This is a genomic window from Campylobacter concisus (assembly GCF_002912425.1).
GTDB lineage: Bacteria > Campylobacterota > Campylobacteria > Campylobacterales > Campylobacteraceae > Campylobacter_A > Campylobacter_A concisus_AH.
In genome coordinates this window covers 1-22,644 of record NZ_POYR01000142.1, presented here as the reverse complement: position 1 = coordinate 22,644, position 22,644 = coordinate 1, and the positions used below count along the sequence as shown (strand labels likewise).

Sequence of the window (22,644 nt, the reverse complement as noted above, 5' to 3'; positions counted from 1 at the left end):
GTGAAGATTTTGGTTGTAGATGACAGCTCAACAATGAGAAGGATCATAAAAAATACTTTGCAAAGGTTAGGACATCAAGAAATTCTCGAGGCCGAGCACGGGCTTGAAGCTTGGAATATCTTGACACAAAACGAGGGTATTGAGGTTCTTATTACTGACTGGAACATGCCTGAGATGAACGGTCTTGAGCTTGTTAAAAAAGTAAGAGCTGAGCAAAAATATGTTGATATGCCTATCATAATGGTAACAACAGAGGGCGGAAAAGCCGAGGTTATAACAGCTTTAAAAGCAGGTGTTAATAACTACATCGTTAAACCTTTTACGCCACAAGTTTTAAAAGAGAAGCTTGAAGACGTTCTTGGTTAATGAAAGATAAATTTTACGAATTAAGCATCAAAACATCAAATTTTTATGATGAAATTTTAGAGTTAGTTTTTTCTTTTGGGGTCACCTGTGTAGAAGAGCTGGATCATGAGATCATCATCAGGGAAGAGTATGATCTAAAAGATATAGCTTGGGGTGTCGAAGAGTATGCAAAAGGGCTCTCTAGCGTTCGTAAAATTCCAAATGATTTAAAAATTTCTCTTAATTTAAAAGAAAATAAAGACTGGCTAGGCGAATATAAAAAGGCAGTTAAGCCTATTTTGGTTGATAAAATTTATATTAGACCTAGCTGGGAAGAGCCACTTGGTGGCGTAACAAATATCATAATCGACCCAGCGCTAGCCTTTGGCTCAGGGCATCATGAAAGCACAAATTCTTGCTTGCAACTTTTACAAAAATATGCAAAAAGTGGCGATAGCGCTTTAGATGTGGGATGTGGAAGCGGGATATTAAGCATAGCTTTAGCAAAGCTTGGTTGCAAGGTCGATGCCTGCGATACAGACGAGCAGGCCACGCAAAGCTCGCTTAGCAATGCCCAGCTAAATAAGGTTAAATTTAATAAAATTTGGACAGGTTCTATTGCAAATTTAGAGCAAAAATATGATATCGTCGTAGCAAATATCATTGCTGATGTCATTTTTATGCTCTCAAATGACTTAAAAAAATCGCTTAAAAAAGGCGGCTATTTAGTATTGTCTGGAATTTTGAACAAATACGAAGATAGGATTAAAGATACGTTTAAGGATTTGGAGCTAGTTGAGATAAAACAGGCTAATGATTGGGTTAGCTTTGTTTATAAGGAAATGGATGAATAATCAAAATAATAACCAGAATAATGGCGATAATAACGGGTTTTTCAACAAAAACCCCATCTTTATCTTTGCTATTTTTGCGATAGTTATAGTTCTAGCTTTTAGAAGCTTTAGTGGTGACGGACTAGGCGGTACTTTTGGGCTTGGCAGCAACGCTCAAAGCAAAATGATAGCTTATTCTGAATTTAAGGATATGCTAAAGAATAAGCAATTAAATGAAGTTGCGATATCTGAAACCACGATAAAAGGCGTTGGTAATGACAAAACCATCTACCTCGCAAAGCGAATAAATGATCCAACGCTCATTGGCATACTTGAGCAAAACGGCATAACTTACAGCGTTTATAGCGAAAATAACTGGTTTGGAGATCTTATATTTTCATGGATCATACCGGTGTTTATATTTTTTGCTATTTGGATGTTTATCGCTAGTCGTATGCAAAAGAATATCGGCGGTGGCATACTTGGCATAGGAAGTGCAAAAAAGCTTATAAATTCTGAAAAACCAAAAGTTAAATTTGACGATGTTGCAGGCGTAGAAGAGGCAAAAGAAGAGGTTCAAGAGATAGTTGATTATCTAAAGAGCCCAGATAAATATCTAAGACTTGGAGCTAAAATTCCAAAAGGTATTTTGTTGGTTGGCCCTCCAGGCACTGGTAAAACGCTTCTTGCAAGAGCAGTTGCAGGCGAGGCTAGCGTGCCATTTTTCTCTATGTCGGCATCAAGCTTTATTGAGATGTTTGTTGGCGTTGGTGCAAGTAGGGTCAGGGATCTTTTTGAAAATGCAAAAAAAGAGGCCCCAGCGATTGTATTTATAGATGAGATCGATGCGATCGGCAAGAGCAGAAATTCTGGTCCGATGGGTGGCAATGACGAGAGAGAGCAGACGCTAAATCAGCTTCTTTCTGAGATGGACGGCTTTGATGCGGACAAGTCGCCAGTCATCGTTATAGCAGCTACAAACAGACCTGAGGTTTTAGATGCTGCACTTTTAAGACCGGGTAGATTTGACAGGCAAGTGCTTGTTGATAAGCCTGATTTTAAAGGACGTTGTGACATCTTAAAAGTCCATATGAAAGATGTTAAAATCGGCAAAGATGTAAATATTGAGGATATCGCAAGACTTACTACTGGTTTAGCAGGTGCTGATCTTGAAAATATCATAAATGAGGCGGCACTTCTTGCAGGACGTAAGTCAAAGACTTTTGTAGAGCAGGCTGATCTAGTGGAGGCTGTCGAGAGATCGATAGCTGGTTTAGAGAAAAAATCACGCCGCGTAAATCCAAAAGAGAAAAAGATAGTCACTTACCATGAAAGCGGCCATGCCTTGGTAGCTGAGCTAACAAAAGGTGCAAAAAGAGTAACAAAGGTCTCAGTCGTACCACGCGGTCTTGCAGCGCTTGGCTATACGCTAAATACGCCTGAAGAGAATAAATTTATGATGCAAAAGCATGAACTACTTGCAGAAGTGGATGTACTTTTGGCTGGTAGGGCTGCTGAAGAGGTATTTATAAAAGAGATATCAACTGGAGCTAGCAACGATCTAGAGCGTGCAACTGATATCATAAAAGCTATGGTTAGCATGTATGGTATGAGTGATGTTGCTGGTCTTATGGTGCTTGAAAAGCAACGCGCGACATTTTTAAACGGCGGACAAAGCATAAAAGACTATAGCGACAAGATGGCTGAAAAGGTTGATGAGTTTGTAAAAGCACTTCTTCATGAGAGATATACAGCTGTGCTTGGTCTTCTTGAAATTTATAAAGGTGCCATTGAAAACATGGTTTCGGCACTTTATGAAGAAGAGACTATCGAGGGAAAAAGAGTTAGAGAGATCATCAAAAACTACGAAGAAGAAAATGGTCTTGAAAGCAGGCTTGTAGAGCTTGAAGAAGAGGAAAAAGGCAAAAAAGAGGAATAAAAATGAGTGGCTACATCGCAAAAGCAGGGTATAAATTTATATTATTCTTTTTGATTTTATTTGCTATATCTGCATTGTTTGGTATTGCGCCACTATTTTTTCTAGCACTGCTTCTTTTGACTCTTTATTTTTTTAGAGACCCTGAAAGAGAGCCTTTTACTGATGATAAACTAGCCTTACTTTCACCCATAGATGGTAAGATAAAAGAGATCAGCGTTTCAAATTTTGATGATAAAGAGGTAGCTAAGATAGTTATCTCAAAGCCATTTTTTGGTGTAGGCACGCTAAGAGCTATAAGCGATGCTAGCGTCACTGAAGTTAAAAAAAGGCATGGGCTCTTTTTATGTCAGGCGATGGAAATTTCAGAGATGCTAAATGAAAGAGCGATAATTCGTTTTGAAAAAGGAAATATTAAATTTGCTATGAAGATCATAGCTGGAGTTTTTAGTAGAAGTTTAGAAATTTATAACATTACCAGTCTAAAAGCCTCTAGAAAATTTGGCTTTTTAGGAAGTGGCGAAGTGATTTTATACTTGCCAAGAGATACTAAAATTTGCGTAAGCGTTGGCGAGAGCGTTAAAGCTGCTTCACTTCTTGGATACTTTGAAGAGGAAAAATAAAATGAATAGCATACAAAAAATGCAGTTAATGTATATATTGCCAAATTTATTTACCGCAGCAAGCGCTTTTTTAGGCGTTATAAGCATTATTTCATCTATTCAGGGGAACTATTTTAAGGCCATTATTTACATCATTCTTTCACTGATTTTAGACGGACTTGATGGACGCGTGGCAAGACTTACAAAGACTACAAGTAAATTTGGAGTAGAGTTTGATAGCCTTGCAGACCTTGTAGCATTTGGTGTGGCGCCAGCGATTTTATTTTATCTAACAGTTGGTGCAAAATTTGGCAGATTTGGTGCGCTAATAGCAGCTATGTTTGTGGTCTTTGGAGCTATTAGACTAGCTCGTTTTAATGTCACTACAGGCACATACGAACCAAATGTTTTCATCGGACTTCCTATACCGTCAGCAGCCATCATCGGAGTGCTTTGGGTTGGTGTTTATCTAAAGCATGAATTTTTATATGGTTTTGAGTGGTGCTTGATATTGCTTGAAGCAGTTTTAGCTATCTTGATGGTTAGCAACATCCGCTACCCAAGCTTTAAAAAGATGAATTTAAAACAAACTCATGTTATGCGAATTTTAGTAGCACTTGTAGTTGTATTTTCTATGCTTTATCTATATCCTTACGAGAGTGCAACCTTTTTTATGAGCGTTTATATGCTTTATGGTATTATTAGAGCGGCTATAATGTTTAGCAAAAATCACAAAAAAAAGGAGAGCGAATGAGCGAAAATGGCATAATAAAATCGCGTAAATTTTTACCAAAAATCGAAATCAAAAACTCTCTACTGCTGCTACTTAGGTAGCAAATTCTTCTTTACTTAACTTATTAAATTTAAATATAAAAAATCATAAAAGGACAAAAAATGGATAAAAATAAAATTATAATCTTTGATACGACTTTAAGAGATGGCGAGCAAAGCCCAGGAGCATCTATGAACACAGCTGAAAAGCTTCAGATTGCACTTCAGCTTGAAAGGCTTGGTGTAGATGTGATGGAGGCTGGATTTGCAGCGGCTAGCCCAGGAGACTTTGACGCGGTAAATCAGATCGCAAAGCAAGCTTCAAATATCACTGTCTGCTCGCTTGCACGTGCGGTTGAGCGTGATATTAAGGCAGCTGGCGAGGCACTAGCTCCGGCCAAAAACAAGAGAATTCACACCTTCATAGCAACAAGTCCGATCCACATGCAATATAAGCTAAAAATGAGCCCAGATGAGGTGATCAGGCGTGCAGTCGAGGCAGTACAATACTCAAAAACATTTTGCGATGACGTGGAGTTTAGCTGCGAGGATGCTTGCAGAAGCGAGATGAGCTTTTTAAAAGAAATTTGCGATGCAGCGATAAACGCAGGGGCAAAAACCATAAACATCCCTGATACGGTTGGCTACTTGTATCCAGAGGAGATCACTGCTCGCATTAGCGAAATAGTAAAATTTATAGGCGATAGAGCGGTAGTTTCGGTGCATAACCACAACGATCTAGGCATGGCAACAGCAAATTCACTAGCTGCTATAAAAGCTGGTGCAAGGCAGGTTGAAGGCACGATAAATGGCATCGGCGAGCGCGCTGGAAATGCTGCACTTGAAGAGATCGTGATGGCCATAAAAACTCGTCAGGACGTCTTTGCGCCGCTTTACACAGGCATCATCTCAAAAGAAATTTATCCAACTTCAAGACTGATCGCTAGCATCACAGGTATCGAGCCACAGCCAAATAAAGCAATCGTTGGTAAAAACGCCTTTGCACACGAGAGTGGCATCCATCAAGACGGCGTACTAAAGCACAAAGAGACTTATGAGATCATCAGTGCTGAGAGTATCGGCTTAGAGAAAAACTCGCTCGTTCTTGGCAAGCACAGCGGCCGCCATGCGTTTAAAGATAAGCTTGCTAGCCTTGGATTTGACCTTGATAGTGATGCGCTTAATAAGGCGTTTGAGAAATTTAAAGAGTTGGCGGATAAGAAAAAAGAGATATTTGACGATGATATCAGGGCGCTTGTAGCAGAGGAGATCACCAAGATCCCGCAAGCTTACGAGATCACAGACTTGCTTCAAAGTAGCGGTGGTAGCTTAGCAAGTGCCTCTATGAGCATCAGGCACAACGACGAGATCGTTAGCGACTCAGCCCTTGGCAATGGCACAGCAGATGCGATATTTAAGGTAGTTGATCGCATCAGCGGCATTAATGGCACGCTCAAAGACTACAAGGTCACAGCTGTTTCTCAGGGCAAAGATGCACTTGCAAAGGTCGATGTAAAAGTCGAGTTTGAGGGCAAGACAGCCGTAATGGGTCACGGACTTGATATCGATACGATGATGGCAAGCGCTAAGGCCTATGTCGGCGCACTAAATAGCTACCTTCGTATCCATAAAAACTAAAATTTTAGCTGGCTGCTGAATTTGCAGCTGGCTAATTTAAATTTAGCTACTCTTTAAATTTACTGCGTTTTACAAATTTTAAAATTCCATTCACTCGCCTTAGCAGACTACTAAATTTAGAGCCGTGATATGTCAGCTCTAATTTTAAAATTTGCTTGAACATTTTTGTAAAAATTAAATATTTTAGTTTGTAGTTACAAATTTTAAACTCTCACTCACCCACAAGAATTAACTACTAAAATTTGGCTTCGCTTGCAGTTTAGCTCAAATTTTAGAGTCGAAATTACTTGTTTGCAAATTTTAAAATTTGCTTGAGTTTCTAACTGCATGCAGTGCGAAGCGCTGAAACATGCCCCTCTAACGTGCGATGGGTTTTTACTAGGGCTTTACCTCGTAACTGCAAGCAGACGAGGGATCTGAAGGGAGATAAGGAGACGGACTTCGTGTCTGCCCTGCAGTTGCGAGCCTGCGAAGCAAAATTCAAGTCCCCTTGTCTCCCTTTTGGATAAAAGAGTTTATAAATTTAAAGTTGAGATTTCAAAAATAGAAATTTGCTATTTTGTAAATTTTAAACTTTCATTCACTCCTAAGAATTGACTACTAAAATTTGGCTTCGCTTATCGCTTAGCTCAAATTTTAGAGCCGAAATTACTCGTTCATAAAATTTTAAAATTTGCTTGAACTTTCTAAGTCGCAAGAAGTAAATTCCTACATATCCAAGAATTTAAACAAATATCCTAAAATAACCAAAAATTTTAAAGGAAATTTCATGCAAAACAAGCTTTTTACGCCGCTTAAGATAGGTGGCATCGAGATCAAAAACCGTATCATCATGGCTCCGATGTGCATGTATGAGGTCAAAAAAGAGGATGGCCGTCCAAGGTGCTTTCACAAGCTTCACTACGCTACAAGGGCGATCGGCGGTGTTGGCATGATCATCGTTGAGGCGACAGCTGTTGAGGCGCGTGGCAGGATCACCAAAAAAGACCTTGGGCTTTGGAGTGACGAGCAGATCGAGGCTCACGCGGAGCTAGTAAAAGGCTGCAGTAAATACGGCGCCAAAATGGCCATCCAGCTTGCTCATGCCGGCAGAAAGGGCACTTGTGAGGGCATCATCGCACCAAGTGCTATCAAATTTAGCGATGAATACGCCACGCCAAAAGAGATGAGCGCAGAGGATATCGCAAGCGTTAAGCAAAGCTTTGTGGAGGCGGCCATTAGAGCAAAGAGCGCAGGATACGAGGCTGTGGAGATACACGCGGCGCATGGATATTTGATAAATCAATTTTTATGCGCTGGCACAAATAAGCGAAGTGACGAATACGGCGGTTCTTTTGAAAACCGCATAAGGCTGCTGCTTGAAATTTTAAGAGAGATCAAAGCTGGCGCTAATATCACAGTTGGTGTGAGGATAAGTGCAAGTAGCTGGCTTAAGGGCGACTGGGACGTAGAAGATAGCGTAAAGCTCGCACGTGAGCTAGAGAAAAATGGAGCTGACTTCATCCACGTATCAGCTGGTGGAGTCTATGCAAAAGTTGATAGCACGCCCAAATTTGCACCACTTTATCAGGCTGGCTACGCAAAAGCGGTGAAAAATGCAGTCAAAATCCCAGTCTTTACAGTCGGACTTATCACAAAGGCAAGCGAGTGTGAGGCGCTGCTGCTTGGTGATGTTTGCGACGGCGTGGCGCTTGGCAGAGAGCTACTGCGCAACCCATATTTTGCTTTTGGCGCCATGAAAGAATTTGGCGAAAATGACAAAATAGAAAATGCCTATAAAAGGGCTTACTAAAATTTACGGCAAGGTGAGTGCCTTGCCAAATTTCATTTTTCTTAAATAAAAATCACTAGAATTTGCTTACTATTTTTTTATAATAATAAATCAAAATTTCTATATTTATAGCTATAAAATCGCATTTATTTTAAATTTTTACCTGAAATTTATATTTAAAATTATAATATTCAATTTCAAAATTAGACTATAAACTAAAATAGTAATTTTAATAATCAAACTAGGAGGAGAGATGAGATTTAAGGGCTTATTTAAGCTCTCTCTTGCAGCAAGCTTGGCAGTTTGTGCAAACGCAGCAGACGAGAGCGTGCTAAGCGGTGTTGAGGTGACAAGTAGCAGCGGTGGATACGGCGTTGATGATATCAAAATTTCAACTAGAAACGCTGGCCTAGCAAAAGACGTGATGAGGGACATCCCTGGCGTCTATGTGGGCGGCACAAACGGCATGAATCAAAAAATTTATATGAGAGGCGTAAGTGACCGCGGTCTAAATATCACGATAGATGGCGCGAAACAAAATGGAAACACGTTTCACCACAACGCCGACTTGCTGATCGACCCTGATCTCATAAAGGCAATAGACGTCGAGGTTGGCTCAAGATCGGTCGTAAATGGCTCAGGCGCGCTTGGTGGCTCAGTCGCCTTTAAAACGGTCGATGCAAAAGACTTGCTAGAAAGCGGCGAGAAGATCGGTGCAAAGATAAAGACAGGATACGCCTCAAATAACAGCGAATTTTCTCAAGGCCTTATGCTTTTTACTGCCCCAGTTGAAGGGCTTGACTTTATAGCAGCTATTAATCACAAGGGCTATGACTATGGCAAAAGTGGTAATAAAAGAAAGATAGGCGGCGATGGCAACGACCTTAGCTATCTTCTAAAGCTTGGTTATAGCTTCCTTGATGTGCATAGAATTTCTATCTCAAGAGAGCATAATGAATTTAAGGGTCTTTACCCTTTAAGAGCAGAATTTGGCAGCTGGTATAGTGGCTCAAATAGTGTCGATAACCGCAAGTATGAGCGCGACACAACAACGCTAAAATATGAGTATAAGCCAAGCGATCTTTTAAATTTGGACGTAACGGCTTATAACACAAGACATCAAAGGGTCGATGATTCAAAATGGGGCGTAGAGACGAACGGCATAAATGCAAAGGCTAAAAGTGTAGTAGAGAGCGGCGCTTTGACGCAGACTTTTAGATATGGTGCTGAGTTTTATCAAAGTAAAAATTTCAACAAACCAGACAATCACTACCCAGAAAAGGTAAATAACTACTCAATATACGCAGAAGATGCGCTAAATTTTAGCTCGCTAACCGTTACTCCTGGTATCAGATACACTCATCACGAGCTAAAAAGCTACGACGGCAGAGCTGGAAATGTAAAGAGCTACACATATAAATTTAACGAATTTACACCAGCGCTTGCGCTTGATTATGAGATCATTAAAGGACTTAACGCGTTTGCAAGCTATGCTAGGGTCTTTAGAGGACCTGACGTCATGGAGTCGATGATGGCAAGTGGAAGTAGTAGGGGCAGGGCTTTAAACTGGGCGGCAAATAAAGACCTAAAAGCGACCACTGGCAACAGCTATGAGACTGGGCTTAAATACCATGGCGACATAAGCGAAGCTAGCTCATATAGCCTATCTGCAAAATACTTCATGACAAAATATAAAAATTTAATAGTCGATAACAACGCAGCAGGTGGTGGTGTAAATCAAACTCTAGTCAGGATAAACGCTGGTGGGGCCGATATAAGCGGCGTTGAGCTACTTGCAAGGCTAAATTTAGACGCACTAAGCCTAGCTGCTAGCTATACTCACCAAAAGGTAAAATATAAAGATAGGGTTGCAAAATCAAATGGCAGCTACTACACCTCAAACATCATTGGTTACCGAGATCAAGGCGATAAATACACATTTAACGCAGAGTACGCGTTTTCAAGGATCGATACGCTAATAGGCTACAACCTAATCTACTTTGCCTCGAAAAATACCGTCTCAGCTGGCGACGACAAAAATGTCAAGATACCAAGCTACGCAGTTAGCGACATTTACGCTACCTATGCGCCAAGTAGCGGTAAATTTAAAGGGCTTGAGATAAATGCTGGAATTTACAATCTCTTTAACAAAGCATACGCTTCGCAGTCACAACGAACGGCTGATTATACAGGCGATCCAAACTACGTAGACTGGGAGCCAGGTAGAAATTTCAAAGTAAATGTCTCTTATAAATTTTAGCTTTATGGCAAGGTGAAAGCCTTGCCAAATTTCACTTTTACACAGCCTATTTTTCACGCCTCGCTTTTTGCTGTTTGATTTAAATTTAATATAGTATCATTTGTGCGACTAAACTTTCAGGGGAGAAAATGAGGCAAAAGCACTTTGAAGTGGCAATTGTTGGAGCGGGCATTAGCGGGACGGCACTCTTTTACGAGTTGGCTGCATTTAGCGATATAAAAAAGGTCGCGCTTTTAGAAAAATATGACGGCGTAGCGACGCTAAATTCAAGTGGCAAGGGCAACTCACAGACCATCCACTGCGGCGATATCGAGACAAACTACACGCTAGAAAAGGCAAAAAAGGTCTCACAAGTGGCAAATATGCCAGTAAGATATGCCCTAAAATACAACCTAGAGGGCAAATATATGTTTGCTCATCAAAAGATGACGCTAGCCATCGGAGATGCCGAAGTAGAGCGCATCAAGGAGCGATATGATAGCTTTAAAGAGCTATTTCCTTATCTTGAAATTTATGACAAAGAGAAGTTAAAACAGATCGAGCCAAACGTCGTTTTTGACGCAAATGGCAATGAGCGACCTGAAAATATCATCGCAATAGGCGCGCAAAATGGCCAGTATACGACGATGGACTTTGGCGGCGTGGCAAATTCGCTCGTTCAAAATGCGCTAAATTTAGGCGGAGATGGCTATGAGATCAGCCTAAGCTCAGAAGTGACTGATATGAAAAAGGTGGGCGATACCTTTCACATCAAGATAAATGACGGCGAGGTGATCACAGCAAACTACGTCGTAGTCGATGCTGGTGCGCACTCGCTATTTCTAGCTCACAAGATGGGTTATGGGCTACATCTTAGCACGCTGCCAGTTGCTGGAAGCTTTTACTTTGCTAACAAGCGCCTGCTAAACGGCAAAGTCTATATGGTGCAAAACGACAAGCTACCATTTGCCGCGCTTCATGGCGACCCAGACATCCTAGCTAATGGCAACACTCGCTTTGGCCCAACTGCCCTTGTCATACCAAAGCTTGAGAGATTTCACGGCTGTTCTAGCTTTTTTGACTTCTTAAAGTGCTTAAAATTTGACAAAAACGTCCTTGAAGTCTTTACAAATTTACTAAAAGACGAGGACATAAGGTCCTATATACTAAGAAATTTCTTGTTTGAAGTGCCATTTATCAACAAAAAAGAATTTGTTAAAGATGCTAGAAAGATCGTGCCAAGTCTAAGCGAAAACGACCTAAGCTATGCTGTAAATTTTGGTGGCGTAAGGCCGCAGGTGATCGACCGCAATAAAAAAAGACTAGAGCTTGGCGAGGGCAAGATCAGCACAGGCGAGGGCATAAGCTTTAATATGACGCCAAGCCCAGGGGCTACTAGCTGTTTTGAAACGGCGAGGGCTGATATGGAGGAAATTTGTAAATTTTTGGGCAAAAATTTCGACGAAGAGAAATTTAACGCCGAGTTTTTTGGGTAGGAAATGGGAGTGTTTGATATTTTTAAAGGAGGTGCGGATATGCCAAAAACAGCACAACAAAGAAAAGATGAGAACATAAAAATTTTAAAAAAAGAGGGCGTAGCGGTGCTTGAGAGCTTGCCGCTTCGCTATGAAAATAGCGAGGTTACGCCAAGAGATATTGACGAGATAATAAAGCGCGCAGTTTGCTCATTTACAGCGATCATGTGTGCTTGCACGATCCGTGATGAGGGCTCTTTGGGCGAAGAAAATATGGCGTGGGCAAAGAGCTTTTTGGGTGATGCCTACGAGGGACTAAGCGTAAAAGAAAAAGAGGTCGTTGAAGACAGAGCCGATATGGACACGGCTGTTAATATGGGCTGGAAATATGAGTCGCTTTGGATCTTGCTTTGGGCGCTTGGTATAGCCGAAGATATCGGCCAGATGGATAAAATTTGTGACTGCGAGTTTGTGATGAATGTCTTTAGAGAGGGCAGGCTAAAAAGCCGTTCAAAGCTTCGCAGTATGGATGAAATTTTAAGTAAGCTCGATCTAGTTTATCGCTACCACTGGGCGTGTGTAAATGCAAGAGTAAATGGCACAAAGGCGGCTGGACTTGACGAAGAGGTCGTTATGGAGAGGCGAGCAGGGCTTGAGTGGCTATGCTGCAAAGGGCAGGAAAATGACGACTTGAGCGCTGAGTTTAACTGCTGGGACTATCCTGATCTAAACACTTGATGTAAGAAATTTTAAGCTCAAATGAGCTTAAAATTTATCTTAACGTAAATGCTATCGGAAAGCGAAGATAGCGAGCTTCTTTTGGTTTTGGAAACTCAGAGCTTGCTTTTTACTTCGCCTTTAATAAGTGACTAAAATGCTCGTATGTCGCAATAAGTGTTAAGCAAATTTAACTAGCTTAGCGCGGTTTAAACGGTAAAAAACTAACTCTCAAGACCTAAATTTGCTCTGTATTCTTCATACGTGCCTTTAAAATCAACAACCTCGCCACTACCTTTTAGGTGTAAAATTCTATTTGCAAAGGCATCTATCAGCTCCCTGTCATGGCTCACGCAGATGACTGAGCCATTAAAGTTATAAAATGCCTCACCAAGTGCGATAATAGCCTCAAGATCGAGGTGGTTGTTTGGCTCGTCCATGACAAGTAAATTTGGCCTATGAAGCATAAGCTGAGCTAGTCTTACTCGGTGTTTTTCACCACCGCTTAGTGCTCCGACTGCTTTTTCTTGCTCGGCACCGCTAAAGAGCATCCTGCCAAGGCACTTTCTGATCTCGTCGATGTCCTTGTTTTTGGCATCTTGCAAATATTCATAAAGCTTTAGCTCGCCATCTATCTTATTTACCGTATCTTGCGCAAAATATCCTAGCTCGATGGTCGCACCTATATGCACCTCGCCCGCGTCAGGCTTTATCTCGCCCATTATGATCTTACAAAGTGTGCTTTTACCAACGCCGTTATGACCGATGATAGCTAGCTTGTCGCCTTTTTCGAGCTTAAAGTTAAAATTTTCAAATATCACTTTATCATCAAATTTCTTACTTACGTTTTTAAGCTCTATTAGCTCATTGCCTATCTCGCGGTTTGCACGAAATAGAATACTTGGATCACGCCTGCTTGAGACTGCAATCTCTGCTATGTCAAGCTTTTCAAGCTGTTTTGCACGTGAAGTCGCCTGCTTTGCCTTGCTCGCATTTGCTGAAAATCTCGCGATAAATTTCTCCAGCTCCTCTTTCTCTTTTAGCTTCTTATCACGCTCCATCTCATGCTGCTTTGCGATCAAATTTGCAGCCATATACCAGTCGTCGTAGTTGCCTGAAAACTCGCGAATTTTCTTAAAATCCACATCCAAAATATTTGTGCAAACTCTATTTAAAAAGTGCCTATCGTGACTGATAACCACAAGCGTGCCCTCGTGGCGGTTTAGCTCGTTTTCTAGCCATGCGATCGCGTCTATATCAAGGTTGTTTGTTGGCTCATCTAAGAACAAGATGTCTGGCTTTGGAAAGAGCACTTGAGCTAGCAAAACCTTAACTTTATCTGAGTTTTCAACCTCGCTCATCAGCTTATCAAATTCATTTAGTCCAAGCGAGCTTAAAATTTTCTCTATCCTAGTCTCGTACTCGTAGCTTGGGTCTTCTTCAGCACTTATCATCTCAAGCTCGCTTAAGCGCTCATTTATCTCATCAGTAAATTCCTCGCTCATATAGAGCTTCTCTTTCTCTTTTACAGCGTCATATAGGCGTTTGTTGCCATAAAGCACCGCATCTTTTAGTGTGAAATTTTCAAACGCAAACTGATCTTGACCAAGCACGCCAACCTTTAGTCCATTTTCTATGATGATCTCGCCGCTAGTTGGCTCGATAGCTCCGCTTAAAATTTTTAAAAATGTCGATTTACCAGCGCCATTTGCACCGATTAGTCCGTATCTGTTGTGGCGATTTAGCTTTAAATTTACATCCTCAAATAGCAAACTACTTGCAAATCTTTGAGTAAGTCCCCTAACTTCTAACATTATTTTTCCTTGAATTTATTTTTTTGCGATTTTGCCTAAAATTTGATTAAAAAGCCATTTGCTACTTTAGCCTAAAATGCCCCGTGATCTTGTAGCTATAAAGTATGTTTTCTTCTTGCACGCCAGAGCCGATATTGTGGATGACAAGCGGTGTTTTGGCGTAAAATTTATCTGAGATCACACCGATGTGAGGCAAATTTCCTGGTAGCATCCACGTGACGATATCGCCTGGTAAAAATTTATCATCACTCACCTCAAAACCTTTTCTTTTTAGATAGGTAGCGATGTTTAAAACACGCCTGTGATCGATGTTTTTATCAGCCTTTTTAAGTCCCCATTTTTTAGGGTAGCTTGCGAAATTTCTACTCATATCTTCAAAAATAAGCCTTTGCAGATCCATATCCTGATGCCGCAAAGCCCTTACTACAACGTCGGTGCAAACGCCCTTTTTGATATCCACGTCGCCCATAGGATAGGCGAGCCGCTCGTAGCTTGGATCATAGCTTAGCGTCACACCGATCTGCGACCTAGCGTCATTTACAAATTTACTCGCCGAAAAGGCAAAAATTTGCGTGGCAAAAATAGCTAAAAGTAGAAATTTCTTCATTTTCTACTTTAAAAGCATGGTTTTTAAGATACGTTTTCCTATCTCAACGCCTGGCTGATCGTAGGTGTTGATGCCTAGCATGATACCAGTAGCCGAGGTTAGTAGCTCGTAGTAAAAAATGAGCCAGCCAGCGTGAAACTCATCAAGCCTCTCAAGCGTGATAGTATCGACACTTATGCCCTCTTGCACGAGCGCCATAGCCGTCGCGTCGCACTGCAAATTTATGAGCTCATTTAGGCTTAGACCTGCCACAAAATCGCACTCTTCAAGCCCTTTTAGGCTTAAATTTGGGATAGTCTTGTCGCTTGCGTGATCTTTTATCTTTATAAATGTCACACTCTTATCTTTTACGCCGTCCATGATAAGCTGCAAAAAGCTGTGCTGATCGCGGCTGCCGACAAGTCCAACTGGCGTAAGTCCGACCCTTTTATAGCCTCGTTTTTTGCCAAGACTCTCAGCCCAAAGCTGCACATACCAGTCGTTAAATTCAAAAAATCTATCGCAATAGCTAAAAATGACATTTATGCTGGCGTTTCTGCTAGTAGCGTAGTGGTAGGCTTTTGCGACTATGGAGCTATCTTTTTGCTCAATGTATTGCTTCTTGCAAGCAAGCGCGCCATCTAAAAGCGCCTTTATATCGTAGCCACAGATACCAAGAGGCACAAGGCCGATCGCACTTAGCACGCTAAATCTACCGCCAACGTTTTTTGGGATGTTAAAAAATTTGATCCCATTTTCTTTGGCAAAATTTTCTAAATTTGTGCCAGGATCAGTTATGATGAGGAAATTTTTGCCTAAATTTTGAGGCTTAAAGTCATCAAGCAAGCACTTAAAAATAGTGATCGTCTCGATCGTGTTGCCTGATTTTGAGCTTATTATAAAAAGTGTCTCGTCAAATTTTAGCCCACTAAGCGCGCTTTTGTAGCTGCAAGGATCGACGTTATCTAAAAACAAAAGCTCTCTTTTTATCCCCTTTGTGCCTTCAAGCATTGATTTTAGCGCCTTTACGCCAAGACTGCTGCCGCCAATGCCAACAAGTACTACATTTTTGATATGAGCTAGTCCCTTTTCATACTCTTCGATCTCGCCAAGTAAATTTTGCCCAAGCACTGGCAGGTGGTAGTAGCCTATCTCGCCGCTTTCGTACTCGTCGTTTATGCGTTTGGCGTAGCAGTCGATGACCTCGCTGCTTGCAAAGTTAAATTTAAATGAAGTTTCTATCATTTACTGCGCTCGTAAAAGAAATTTGTAGCCTCAACAAAGCCATCTATGCTGCCACAATCAAACCTCTTGCCCTTAAATTTATAAGCTAGCACCATGCCATCTTTTGCCTGCGTTTTTAGCGCGTCTGTGATCTGGATTTCGCCGTTTTTGCCTGGCTTTGTTCGCTCTAAGATGTTAAAAATATCTGGCGTTAGGATGTAGCGGCCAATTATCGCTAAATTTGTCGGAGCCTCGGCAGGATCAGGCTTTTCAACCATATCATCGACCATTATGAGATCATCTTCTATAAACCTACCGCTTACGACGCCGTAAGACTTAGTCTGCTCTTTTGGCACCTCCATTACAGCAACGACGCTGCAGCGATACTTTTCATAAATTTTAACCATTTGCGAAAGCACGCCCTCGCCATTTTCATTTATACATAGATCATCTGCCAAAATGACCCCAAAAGCCTCATCTCGAACTAGAGTTTTGCCCGTATAAATGGCGTGTCCAAGCCCTTTCATAGCATTTTGCCTAGTAAATGAAAATGTGCATGAGCTCATTAAATTTCTAACTTCGCTAAGCAGTGACTCTTTTGAGCTGCCTGCGATCTCTTTTTCTAGCTCGTAGCTGATGTCAAAATAGTCCTCAAGCGCCCTTTTTCCGCGTCCTGTGACAAAGGCCATATTGTCCATGCCAGCCTCAAGCGCCTCATCAACGCCGTAGTGAATGAGCGGTTTTGTAAGGATCGGCAACATCTCTTTTGGGAGTGATTTTGTAGCTGGTAAAAACCTCGTTCCATATCCAGCCGCTGGAAACAGGCAAGTTTGTATCATTTTAGTCCTTCGTAAAAAATTGCAAAATTCTACTATCTTTTCCTTAATAATATAAATTTGTCTGAATTTACAAGGCTTTAATTAGCAAATTGATAAGATTTTTAAAATTTTTAAAAAAGAGCAAATTTGCAGACGATTGATAGGATATTTAAAGCCCAGCTTGATATAAAAAAGTCAAATTTCTTAGCATTTTTGTGCCCGATAAGCTCGTTTAAAAGCTTGCACGAACACCTAAAAGAGGAGCATTTTAAGGCCGTTCACGTAGTTTGGGCGACAAGGGAGCTAAACAAATACGGACAAATCGTTGAAAATCAAAGCGATGATGGCGAGCCAAAGGGCACTAGCGGCCAGCCAAGCCTAAACGCGCTAAGAGGAGCCCAGCTTATAAATGTTGGGGTCTTGATAGTTCGCTACTTTGGCGGGATAAAGCTTGGCACTGGAGGGCTTGTTAGGGCCTACTCAGGGGCTGTGAATGAAGCGATAAATGAAGCCATAAAAGATGGTGGCGTGATGAAATTTGAGTTAAAAGATGAGGTTAAATTTTTTACGCCATTTTCGCTGATGAGCCGCTTTGAGCACTACTTCGCCACTAAAAATTTAAGCGAGTTTGAAAGAGAATTTAACGACCTTGGAGCGATCTGGAGCGTAAATTTAAACGAGGCCGAGTTTGCCGAGTTATTTAAATTTTGCAAAGAATTTGAAGCAAGCGAGTTTAAATTTCTAGCCTTACCACTTGGCAGCAAGGCGCTGTTTATTTATTAATTGTAAAATCGCATAAATTTAAAAAGAAAGTAAAAAATGGAAATTTGGAACGACATTTATAACCACTTTAACCCAGTCGCCTTTAGCCTCTTTGGCTTTAGCGTGCACTGGTATGGGCTTATGTATATTTTAGCCCTTGTTTTAGCACTTGCCATGGCAAAGTATCTCGTTAAAAAAGATGATATCCCTATCTCAAATCAACTTTTAGACAACTACTTTTTTTGGGTAGAGATAGGCGTTATTTTAGGCGCTAGGCTTGGCTGGGTTTTAGTTTATTCTGGTGAAGCGGGATATTATCTAACGCAGCCTTGGCAAATTTTTAATCCAATCCACAACGGCGAGTTTATAGGAATTCGCGGCATGAGCTATCACGGCGCTGTGGTTGGCTTTTTGTTAGCGACAATTTTATTTTGCAAAAGATATAAGCAAAATGCTTGGCAATTGCTTGATCTTTGCGCCATCTGCATACCTTTTGGCTACACCTTTGGCAGGATAGGAAATTTCTTAAATCAAGAGCTTTTTGGACGAGTCACAGACGTGCCTTGGGCGATAAACGTCTTTGGTCAGCCAAGACATCCAAGCCAGCTTTACGAGGCATTCTTAGAAGGTTTAGTTATTTTTGTCATTTTATTTTTATATAGAAAATATAAGAAATTTAATGGCGAACTCATAGCACTTTACGCCATTTTATACACATTTGCAAGATTTATTTGTGAATTTTACAGAGAGCCTGATTCTGGACTTGGATTTATTATCTTTGGTCTATCAATGGGGCAAATTTTATCACTTATTATGTGCGGGTTCGGAATTTTTGTCTATATTAAACTCTACAAGAGATTTACGAAAATTTAATGTCAATATTTAAAATTTATTAAAGTAAAGTTCTGATAACATTAGCTTTATCAATTAATGCTAATGTTTAAATTAGTATTAAGAAATGATAACTTATTTCAAATTTCTTAGGAGGGCTCATGACCGGGCTTATAGAAGGTTTTTTGGGGAAACGGTCGGACGGCAAAAAAAGCCGCACTCCAGCCGCTTGGGATAGATGGCAAAGTATTACAGGATTTATTCTAGCCTGTTTCATATTGTGCCATATGGTTTTTACTTCTACTATACTACTTGGCAAAGACGCATTTAACGCTGTCGTAGGATTTGCAGAGGCTAAATTTTTATTTGGCGAGGCCACTTGGTGGATCACAAATGTTATAGCTGCTGTTATCTTTGTAGTTTTTGTAACTCACGCCTTCTTGGCAATGAGAAAATTTCCTGCAAATTATAGACAATACTTAATGTTTAGAGGCCACAAAGACCGCATGAAGCACCTTGATACCACACTTTGGTGGTTTCAGTTTTTAACAGGTTTTGCTCTATTTTTTGCAGCAAGCGCCCACCTCATCGACATCATCTTTGGCGGACACATCACTGCTGACAAATCAGCCGCTGCTTTTCACAAACTAGAAATTTTCTACTTCGCACTACTTGTTTTCATGGTCGTTCACGCTAGCGTTGGCATGTACCGCTTATATGTCAAATGGGTAAGCATTGATGGCGTAAATAAACACGAAATGTTTGCCAAAAGAAATAAGGCAAAGACAGTTGTATTTGTCATTTATGGCATACTTGCTGTGATCGCGCTAATCGCCGATTTCGTGTGGATCAGCCATTAAAAAGGAGCTAGAAGATGAATGTAAAATATTATGACGCATTGGTAATTGGTGGTGGTCTAGCTGGTCTTAGAGCTGCTGTGGCTGCTGGAGAAAAGGGCTTAAGCACCGTAGTTTTGAGCCTCATCCCTGTAAAACGCTCTCACTCTGCTGCTGCACAAGGCGGCATGCAAGCAAGCCTTGGTAACTCTAAAATGAGTGAAGGCGATAACGAAGATGTACACTTTGCTGACACAGTAAAAGGTAGCGACTGGGGTTGTGATCAACAAGTTGCACGTATGTTTTGTCAAACTGCTCCAAAAGCGATTCGTGAGCTTGCAGCTTGGGGTGTGCCTTGGACTAGGATTACAAAAGGCGAAAGAAGCGCTATCATAAACGCTCAAAAGACAACTATCGTTGAAAAAGAAGAGGTTCATGGCCTTATCCACTCACGTGACTTTGGTGGTACAAAAAAATGGAGAACATGCTACACAGCTGACGCAACTGGTCACACCATGCTTTTTGCTGTTGCAAACGAAGCACTTAAGCACAATGTAGAAATTCACGACCGCAAAGAGGCGATCGCTTTGATACACCAAAATAACCGCTGTTACGGCGCGATCGTTCGTGACCTAGTAAATGGCGAGATCACAGCCTATGTTTCAAAAGGCACACTTATAGCAACTGGCGGTTATGGTAGAGTTTATAAACACACTACAAACGCTGTTGTTTGCGAAGGTATCGGCGCTGCGATCGCACTTGAGACTGGCGTAGCTCAGCTTGGCAATATGGAAGCTGTTCAGTTTCACCCAACTCCGATCGTCCCATCTGGCATTCTTTTAACAGAAGGTTGCCGCGGTGATGGTGGAATTTTACGTGACGTTGATGGATACCGCTTTATGCCTGATTATGAGCCAGAGAAAAAAGAGCTAGCTAGCCGCGACGTCGTTAGCCGCCGTATCATGGAGCACATCCGTGCAGGCAAAGGCGTACCTAGCCCTTATGGCTATCACGTTTGGCTTGATATCTCTATCCTTGGACGCGAACACATCGAGAAAAATTTACGTGACGTTCAAGAAATTTGCGAAATTTTTAACGGCATCGATCCTGCTGACACTGAAGTATATACCGATGAGACAGGACATCAGCGTGGCAAAGGCTGGGCACCGATCCTACCTATGCAGCACTACTCAATGGGCGGCATCAAGACAAAACCAACTGGCGAGAGCCCAACACTAGCTGGTCTATTTAGCGCTGGTGAGGCTGCTTGCTGGGATATGCACGGCTTTAACCGCCTTGGTGGTAACTCAGTTTCTGAGACAGTTGTCGCTGGTATGATCGTTGGTGATTATTTTGCAGATTACTGCGCTAGCCACGAGATCGAGATAAACACAGCTGATATCGAGAAATTTGTTAAAAAACAAGAAGACTATCTAAATAGCCTCGTCACAAAAGAGGGTAAATTTAACGTCTTTGACATCAAAAACAAGATGAAAGAGGTAATGTGGGAACACGTTGCGATATTTAGAACAGGCAAAGGTCTAGAGCTTGCTGTTAAAGAGCTTGAAGCACTATATAAAGAGTCACTTGATGTAAAAGTAAGCAACAAAGCACTATTTGGCAACCCAGAGCTTGAAGAGGCTTACCGTGTGCCAAAGATGCTAAAACTAGCGCTTTGTATCGCAAAAGGTGCGCTTGATAGAACAGAGAGCCGTGGCGCTCACTGCCGTGAAGACTATCCAAAGAGAGATGACCTTAACTGGCTAAACAGAACGCTTACAAGCTGGAAAGAAGGCGACACTATGCCAACTATCACTTATGAGCCACTTGATATCATGAAGATGGAGATGCCGCCAGCATTTAGAGGTTATGGTGCAAAAGGAAATATCATCGAGCATCCAAACAGCGCTATCCGCCAAAAAGAGGTCGATGAAATTCGCGAGAAAATGCAAGCAGAAGGTAAGAGCAGACAAGAAATTCAAGAGGCTTTGATGCACTATGACCTTCAACCAAAATATAAAGCACCAAATGAAAGAGCAGGTATAGGAAATGAGTAGAAAAATAACCATAAAAGCTTTTAAATACAATCCTTTAAGCAAAGTTTCAAAGCCTCATTTTGCGACTTATGAGCTTGAAGAGACTGATGGTATGACGCTATTTATCGCGTTAAATCAAATTCGTGAGAAATTTGATCCAGATCTTAGCTTTGACTTTGTTTGTCGTGCGGGAATTTGTGGAAGTTGTGGCATGCTAGTAAATGGCAAACCAAGCCTAGCTTGCAGAACCCTAACAAAAGACTTTGAAAGTGGTGTCATCGAGCTTATGCCTTTGCCAGTCTTTAAACTACTAAAAGATCTAAGTGTAGATACTGGCAACTGGATGAACGCTATGAGTAAGCGTGTCGAGAGCTGGATACACACAGATCATGAGACAGATATCTCTAAGCTTGAAGAGAAAGTTGAGCCAGAAGTCGCTCAAGAAGTTTTTGAGCTTGATCGCTGTATAGAGTGCGGAATTTGCGTTGCATCTTGCGGAACAGCTATCATGAGACCTGATTTCATCGGCGCTGTTGGTCTAAACAGGGTTGCTAGATTTAAGATAGACGCACTTGATAAGAGAACTGACGAGGACTTTTACGAGCTAATCGGCGATGATGATGGCGTATTTGGTTGTATGACTTTGCTTGGTTGCGAAGACAACTGTCCAAAACACTTACCACTTCAGAGCCGCATAGCTTATATGCGTAGAAAAATGGCTGCTATAAAGTAGCAAAGGGGCTGTAAAAAGCCCCAAATTTATTTAAATACTCTGCAAGCAGAGACCAAGATACAGATACAAATATCTAGTGCCGCAAATAAGAAAAATACAAATATTAAAAGCGGAAACGACAATACTATACCCATTATATAGCCAAGTGGTAAAGTAATAAAAAATAAAAGATCAAATCCGGTGCTAAAGTAAAAAAATAGCGCAAACAATGAAGCGAACACGTTTATAAATAAGTTGATATTATCAGAGAAAAACTCTGTTAAGCTTATATATTTCATGCGGTGATTATAGCTTTTAAGATTAAAAAAAATTGATGAAAATTTATCTAGCATTTTAGAAAAAATGGACTATGAAGCCGGAAGTTCTACAAACAAAGGTCCAGATGGTGGATAGATGGCATAATAGACGAAGATGAGCTAGGACTTTCTAAAATTTACATCCAAGCAAAAAGATATAAAGATGGTAGCAACATAGGCAGGCAAGAGATACAGCAGTTCATCGGCGCTATCTCAAATAAAAATACCAAAAAAGGCGTCTTTATTACAACGGCAAAATTTACAAAAGAGGCCCAAACGTTTGCCAAAGATAGTCAAAACTTTAGCGTGGTCTTAATAGATGGTGACAGATTAGCCAAACTAATGATAAAGCATAATGTCGGAGTCCAAACAAGTCAAATT

General features: G+C 41.1%; 20 protein-coding genes. 16 read left to right on the top strand and 4 right to left on the bottom strand.

The annotated features are described in order from the left end of the window. From CYP84_RS07960 to CYP84_RS07915, 10 genes are all read left to right on the top strand, one after another. The gene (locus CYP84_RS07960; RefSeq protein WP_002939933.1) at nucleotides 1–366 is read left to right on the top strand and encodes a chemotaxis response regulator CheY; all 366 of its coding nucleotides are present in this window, start codon (nucleotides 1–3) and stop codon (nucleotides 364–366) included. Next, nucleotides 366–1,199, top strand: coding sequence for a 50S ribosomal protein L11 methyltransferase (locus tag CYP84_RS07955; RefSeq protein WP_103637187.1), 834 nt, complete (start codon nucleotides 366–368; stop codon nucleotides 1,197–1,199). Before CYP84_RS07960 ends, CYP84_RS07955 begins: the two co-directional genes overlap by 1 nt. Next, the gene (gene ftsH / locus CYP84_RS07950) at nucleotides 1,192–3,117 is read left to right on the top strand and encodes an ATP-dependent zinc metalloprotease FtsH (protein ID WP_021087314.1); all 1,926 of its coding nucleotides are present in this window, start codon (nucleotides 1,192–1,194) and stop codon (nucleotides 3,115–3,117) included. Before CYP84_RS07955 ends, ftsH begins: the two co-directional genes overlap by 8 nt. 2 nt (nucleotides 3,118–3,119) lie before the next feature. Next, entirely contained in the window at nucleotides 3,120–3,737 is a 618-nt protein-coding gene (locus tag CYP84_RS07945) for a phosphatidylserine decarboxylase (protein WP_103637186.1), read from the top strand. 1 nt (nucleotide 3,738) lies between these two features. After that, on the top strand, nucleotides 3,739–4,470 hold the full coding sequence (gene pssA, locus CYP84_RS07940) for a CDP-diacylglycerol--serine O-phosphatidyltransferase (RefSeq protein WP_009294672.1): 732 nt from the start codon (nucleotides 3,739–3,741) through the stop codon (nucleotides 4,468–4,470). Between the two features lie 140 nt (nucleotides 4,471–4,610). Then, the gene (locus tag CYP84_RS07935) at nucleotides 4,611–6,125 is read left to right on the top strand and encodes a 2-isopropylmalate synthase (protein ID WP_103637185.1); all 1,515 of its coding nucleotides are present in this window, start codon (nucleotides 4,611–4,613) and stop codon (nucleotides 6,123–6,125) included. A 769-nt stretch (nucleotides 6,126–6,894) separates the two neighbouring features. Further along, the gene (locus CYP84_RS07930; protein ID WP_103611136.1) at nucleotides 6,895–7,917 is read left to right on the top strand and encodes an NADH:flavin oxidoreductase/NADH oxidase; all 1,023 of its coding nucleotides are present in this window, start codon (nucleotides 6,895–6,897) and stop codon (nucleotides 7,915–7,917) included. A 232-nt stretch (nucleotides 7,918–8,149) separates the two neighbouring features. Further along, complete coding sequence (locus tag CYP84_RS07925) at nucleotides 8,150–10,156, top strand: TonB-dependent receptor domain-containing protein (protein WP_103611137.1); 2,007 nt, start codon at nucleotides 8,150–8,152, stop codon at nucleotides 10,154–10,156. Between the two features lie 128 nt (nucleotides 10,157–10,284). Continuing rightward, nucleotides 10,285–11,631: an FAD-dependent oxidoreductase gene (locus CYP84_RS07920; protein WP_103637184.1), complete on the top strand. Its 1,347-nt coding sequence runs from the start codon at nucleotides 10,285–10,287 to the stop codon at nucleotides 11,629–11,631. Between the two features lie 39 nt (nucleotides 11,632–11,670). Further along, the gene (locus CYP84_RS07915; RefSeq protein WP_103637227.1) at nucleotides 11,671–12,348 is read left to right on the top strand and encodes a DUF4272 domain-containing protein; all 678 of its coding nucleotides are present in this window, start codon (nucleotides 11,671–11,673) and stop codon (nucleotides 12,346–12,348) included. Nucleotides 12,349–12,551: 203 nt separating this feature from the next. Here CYP84_RS07915 and CYP84_RS07905 read toward each other — a convergent pair whose 3' ends face one another. From CYP84_RS07905 to galU, 4 genes are all read right to left on the bottom strand, one after another. Then, nucleotides 12,552–14,141, bottom strand: a complete 1,590-nt coding sequence (locus tag CYP84_RS07905; protein WP_084109401.1) for an ABC-F family ATP-binding cassette domain-containing protein — start codon at nucleotides 14,139–14,141, stop codon at nucleotides 12,552–12,554. Nucleotides 14,142–14,202: 61 nt separating this feature from the next. Beyond that, on the bottom strand, nucleotides 14,203–14,748 hold the full coding sequence (locus CYP84_RS07900) for a DUF1287 domain-containing protein (RefSeq protein WP_103637183.1): 546 nt from the start codon (nucleotides 14,746–14,748) through the stop codon (nucleotides 14,203–14,205). 3 nt (nucleotides 14,749–14,751) lie between these two features. Continuing rightward, entirely contained in the window at nucleotides 14,752–15,972 is a 1,221-nt protein-coding gene (locus tag CYP84_RS07895; protein WP_103637182.1) for a glucose-6-phosphate isomerase, read from the bottom strand. Continuing rightward, on the bottom strand, nucleotides 15,969–16,790 hold the full coding sequence (gene galU, locus CYP84_RS07890; protein ID WP_009294249.1) for a UTP--glucose-1-phosphate uridylyltransferase GalU: 822 nt from the start codon (nucleotides 16,788–16,790) through the stop codon (nucleotides 15,969–15,971). The genes CYP84_RS07895 and galU overlap by 4 nt, the downstream gene beginning before the upstream one ends. Before the next feature lie 126 nt (nucleotides 16,791–16,916). On the opposite strand from galU, the gene CYP84_RS07885 reads away from it, so the two are divergent. From CYP84_RS07885 to CYP84_RS07860, 6 genes are all read left to right on the top strand, one after another. After that, nucleotides 16,917–17,552 carry an IMPACT family protein gene (locus CYP84_RS07885; protein ID WP_103605926.1) on the top strand — a complete coding sequence of 212 codons (636 nt, stop codon included), beginning with the start codon at nucleotides 16,917–16,919 and terminating at the stop codon, nucleotides 17,550–17,552. A gap of 36 nt (nucleotides 17,553–17,588) precedes the next feature. Beyond that, complete coding sequence (gene lgt, locus CYP84_RS07880) at nucleotides 17,589–18,404, top strand: prolipoprotein diacylglyceryl transferase (RefSeq protein ID WP_103568585.1); 816 nt, start codon at nucleotides 17,589–17,591, stop codon at nucleotides 18,402–18,404. A gap of 119 nt (nucleotides 18,405–18,523) precedes the next feature. Continuing rightward, the gene (locus CYP84_RS07875; protein ID WP_035160410.1) at nucleotides 18,524–19,222 is read left to right on the top strand and encodes a fumarate reductase cytochrome b subunit; all 699 of its coding nucleotides are present in this window, start codon (nucleotides 18,524–18,526) and stop codon (nucleotides 19,220–19,222) included. Nucleotides 19,223–19,236: 14 nt separating this feature from the next. Beyond that, nucleotides 19,237–21,255, top strand: coding sequence for a fumarate reductase flavoprotein subunit (locus CYP84_RS07870; RefSeq protein WP_004317497.1), 2,019 nt, complete (start codon nucleotides 19,237–19,239; stop codon nucleotides 21,253–21,255). After that, a complete protein-coding gene (locus CYP84_RS07865; protein WP_004317555.1) occupies nucleotides 21,248–21,967 on the top strand; it encodes a fumarate reductase iron-sulfur subunit in 720 nt (239 codons plus the stop codon). Before CYP84_RS07870 ends, CYP84_RS07865 begins: the two co-directional genes overlap by 8 nt. Before the next feature lie 389 nt (nucleotides 21,968–22,356). Continuing rightward, on the top strand, nucleotides 22,357–22,644 hold a 288-nt coding region (locus CYP84_RS07860), incomplete at its 3' end, for a restriction endonuclease (protein ID WP_343211054.1).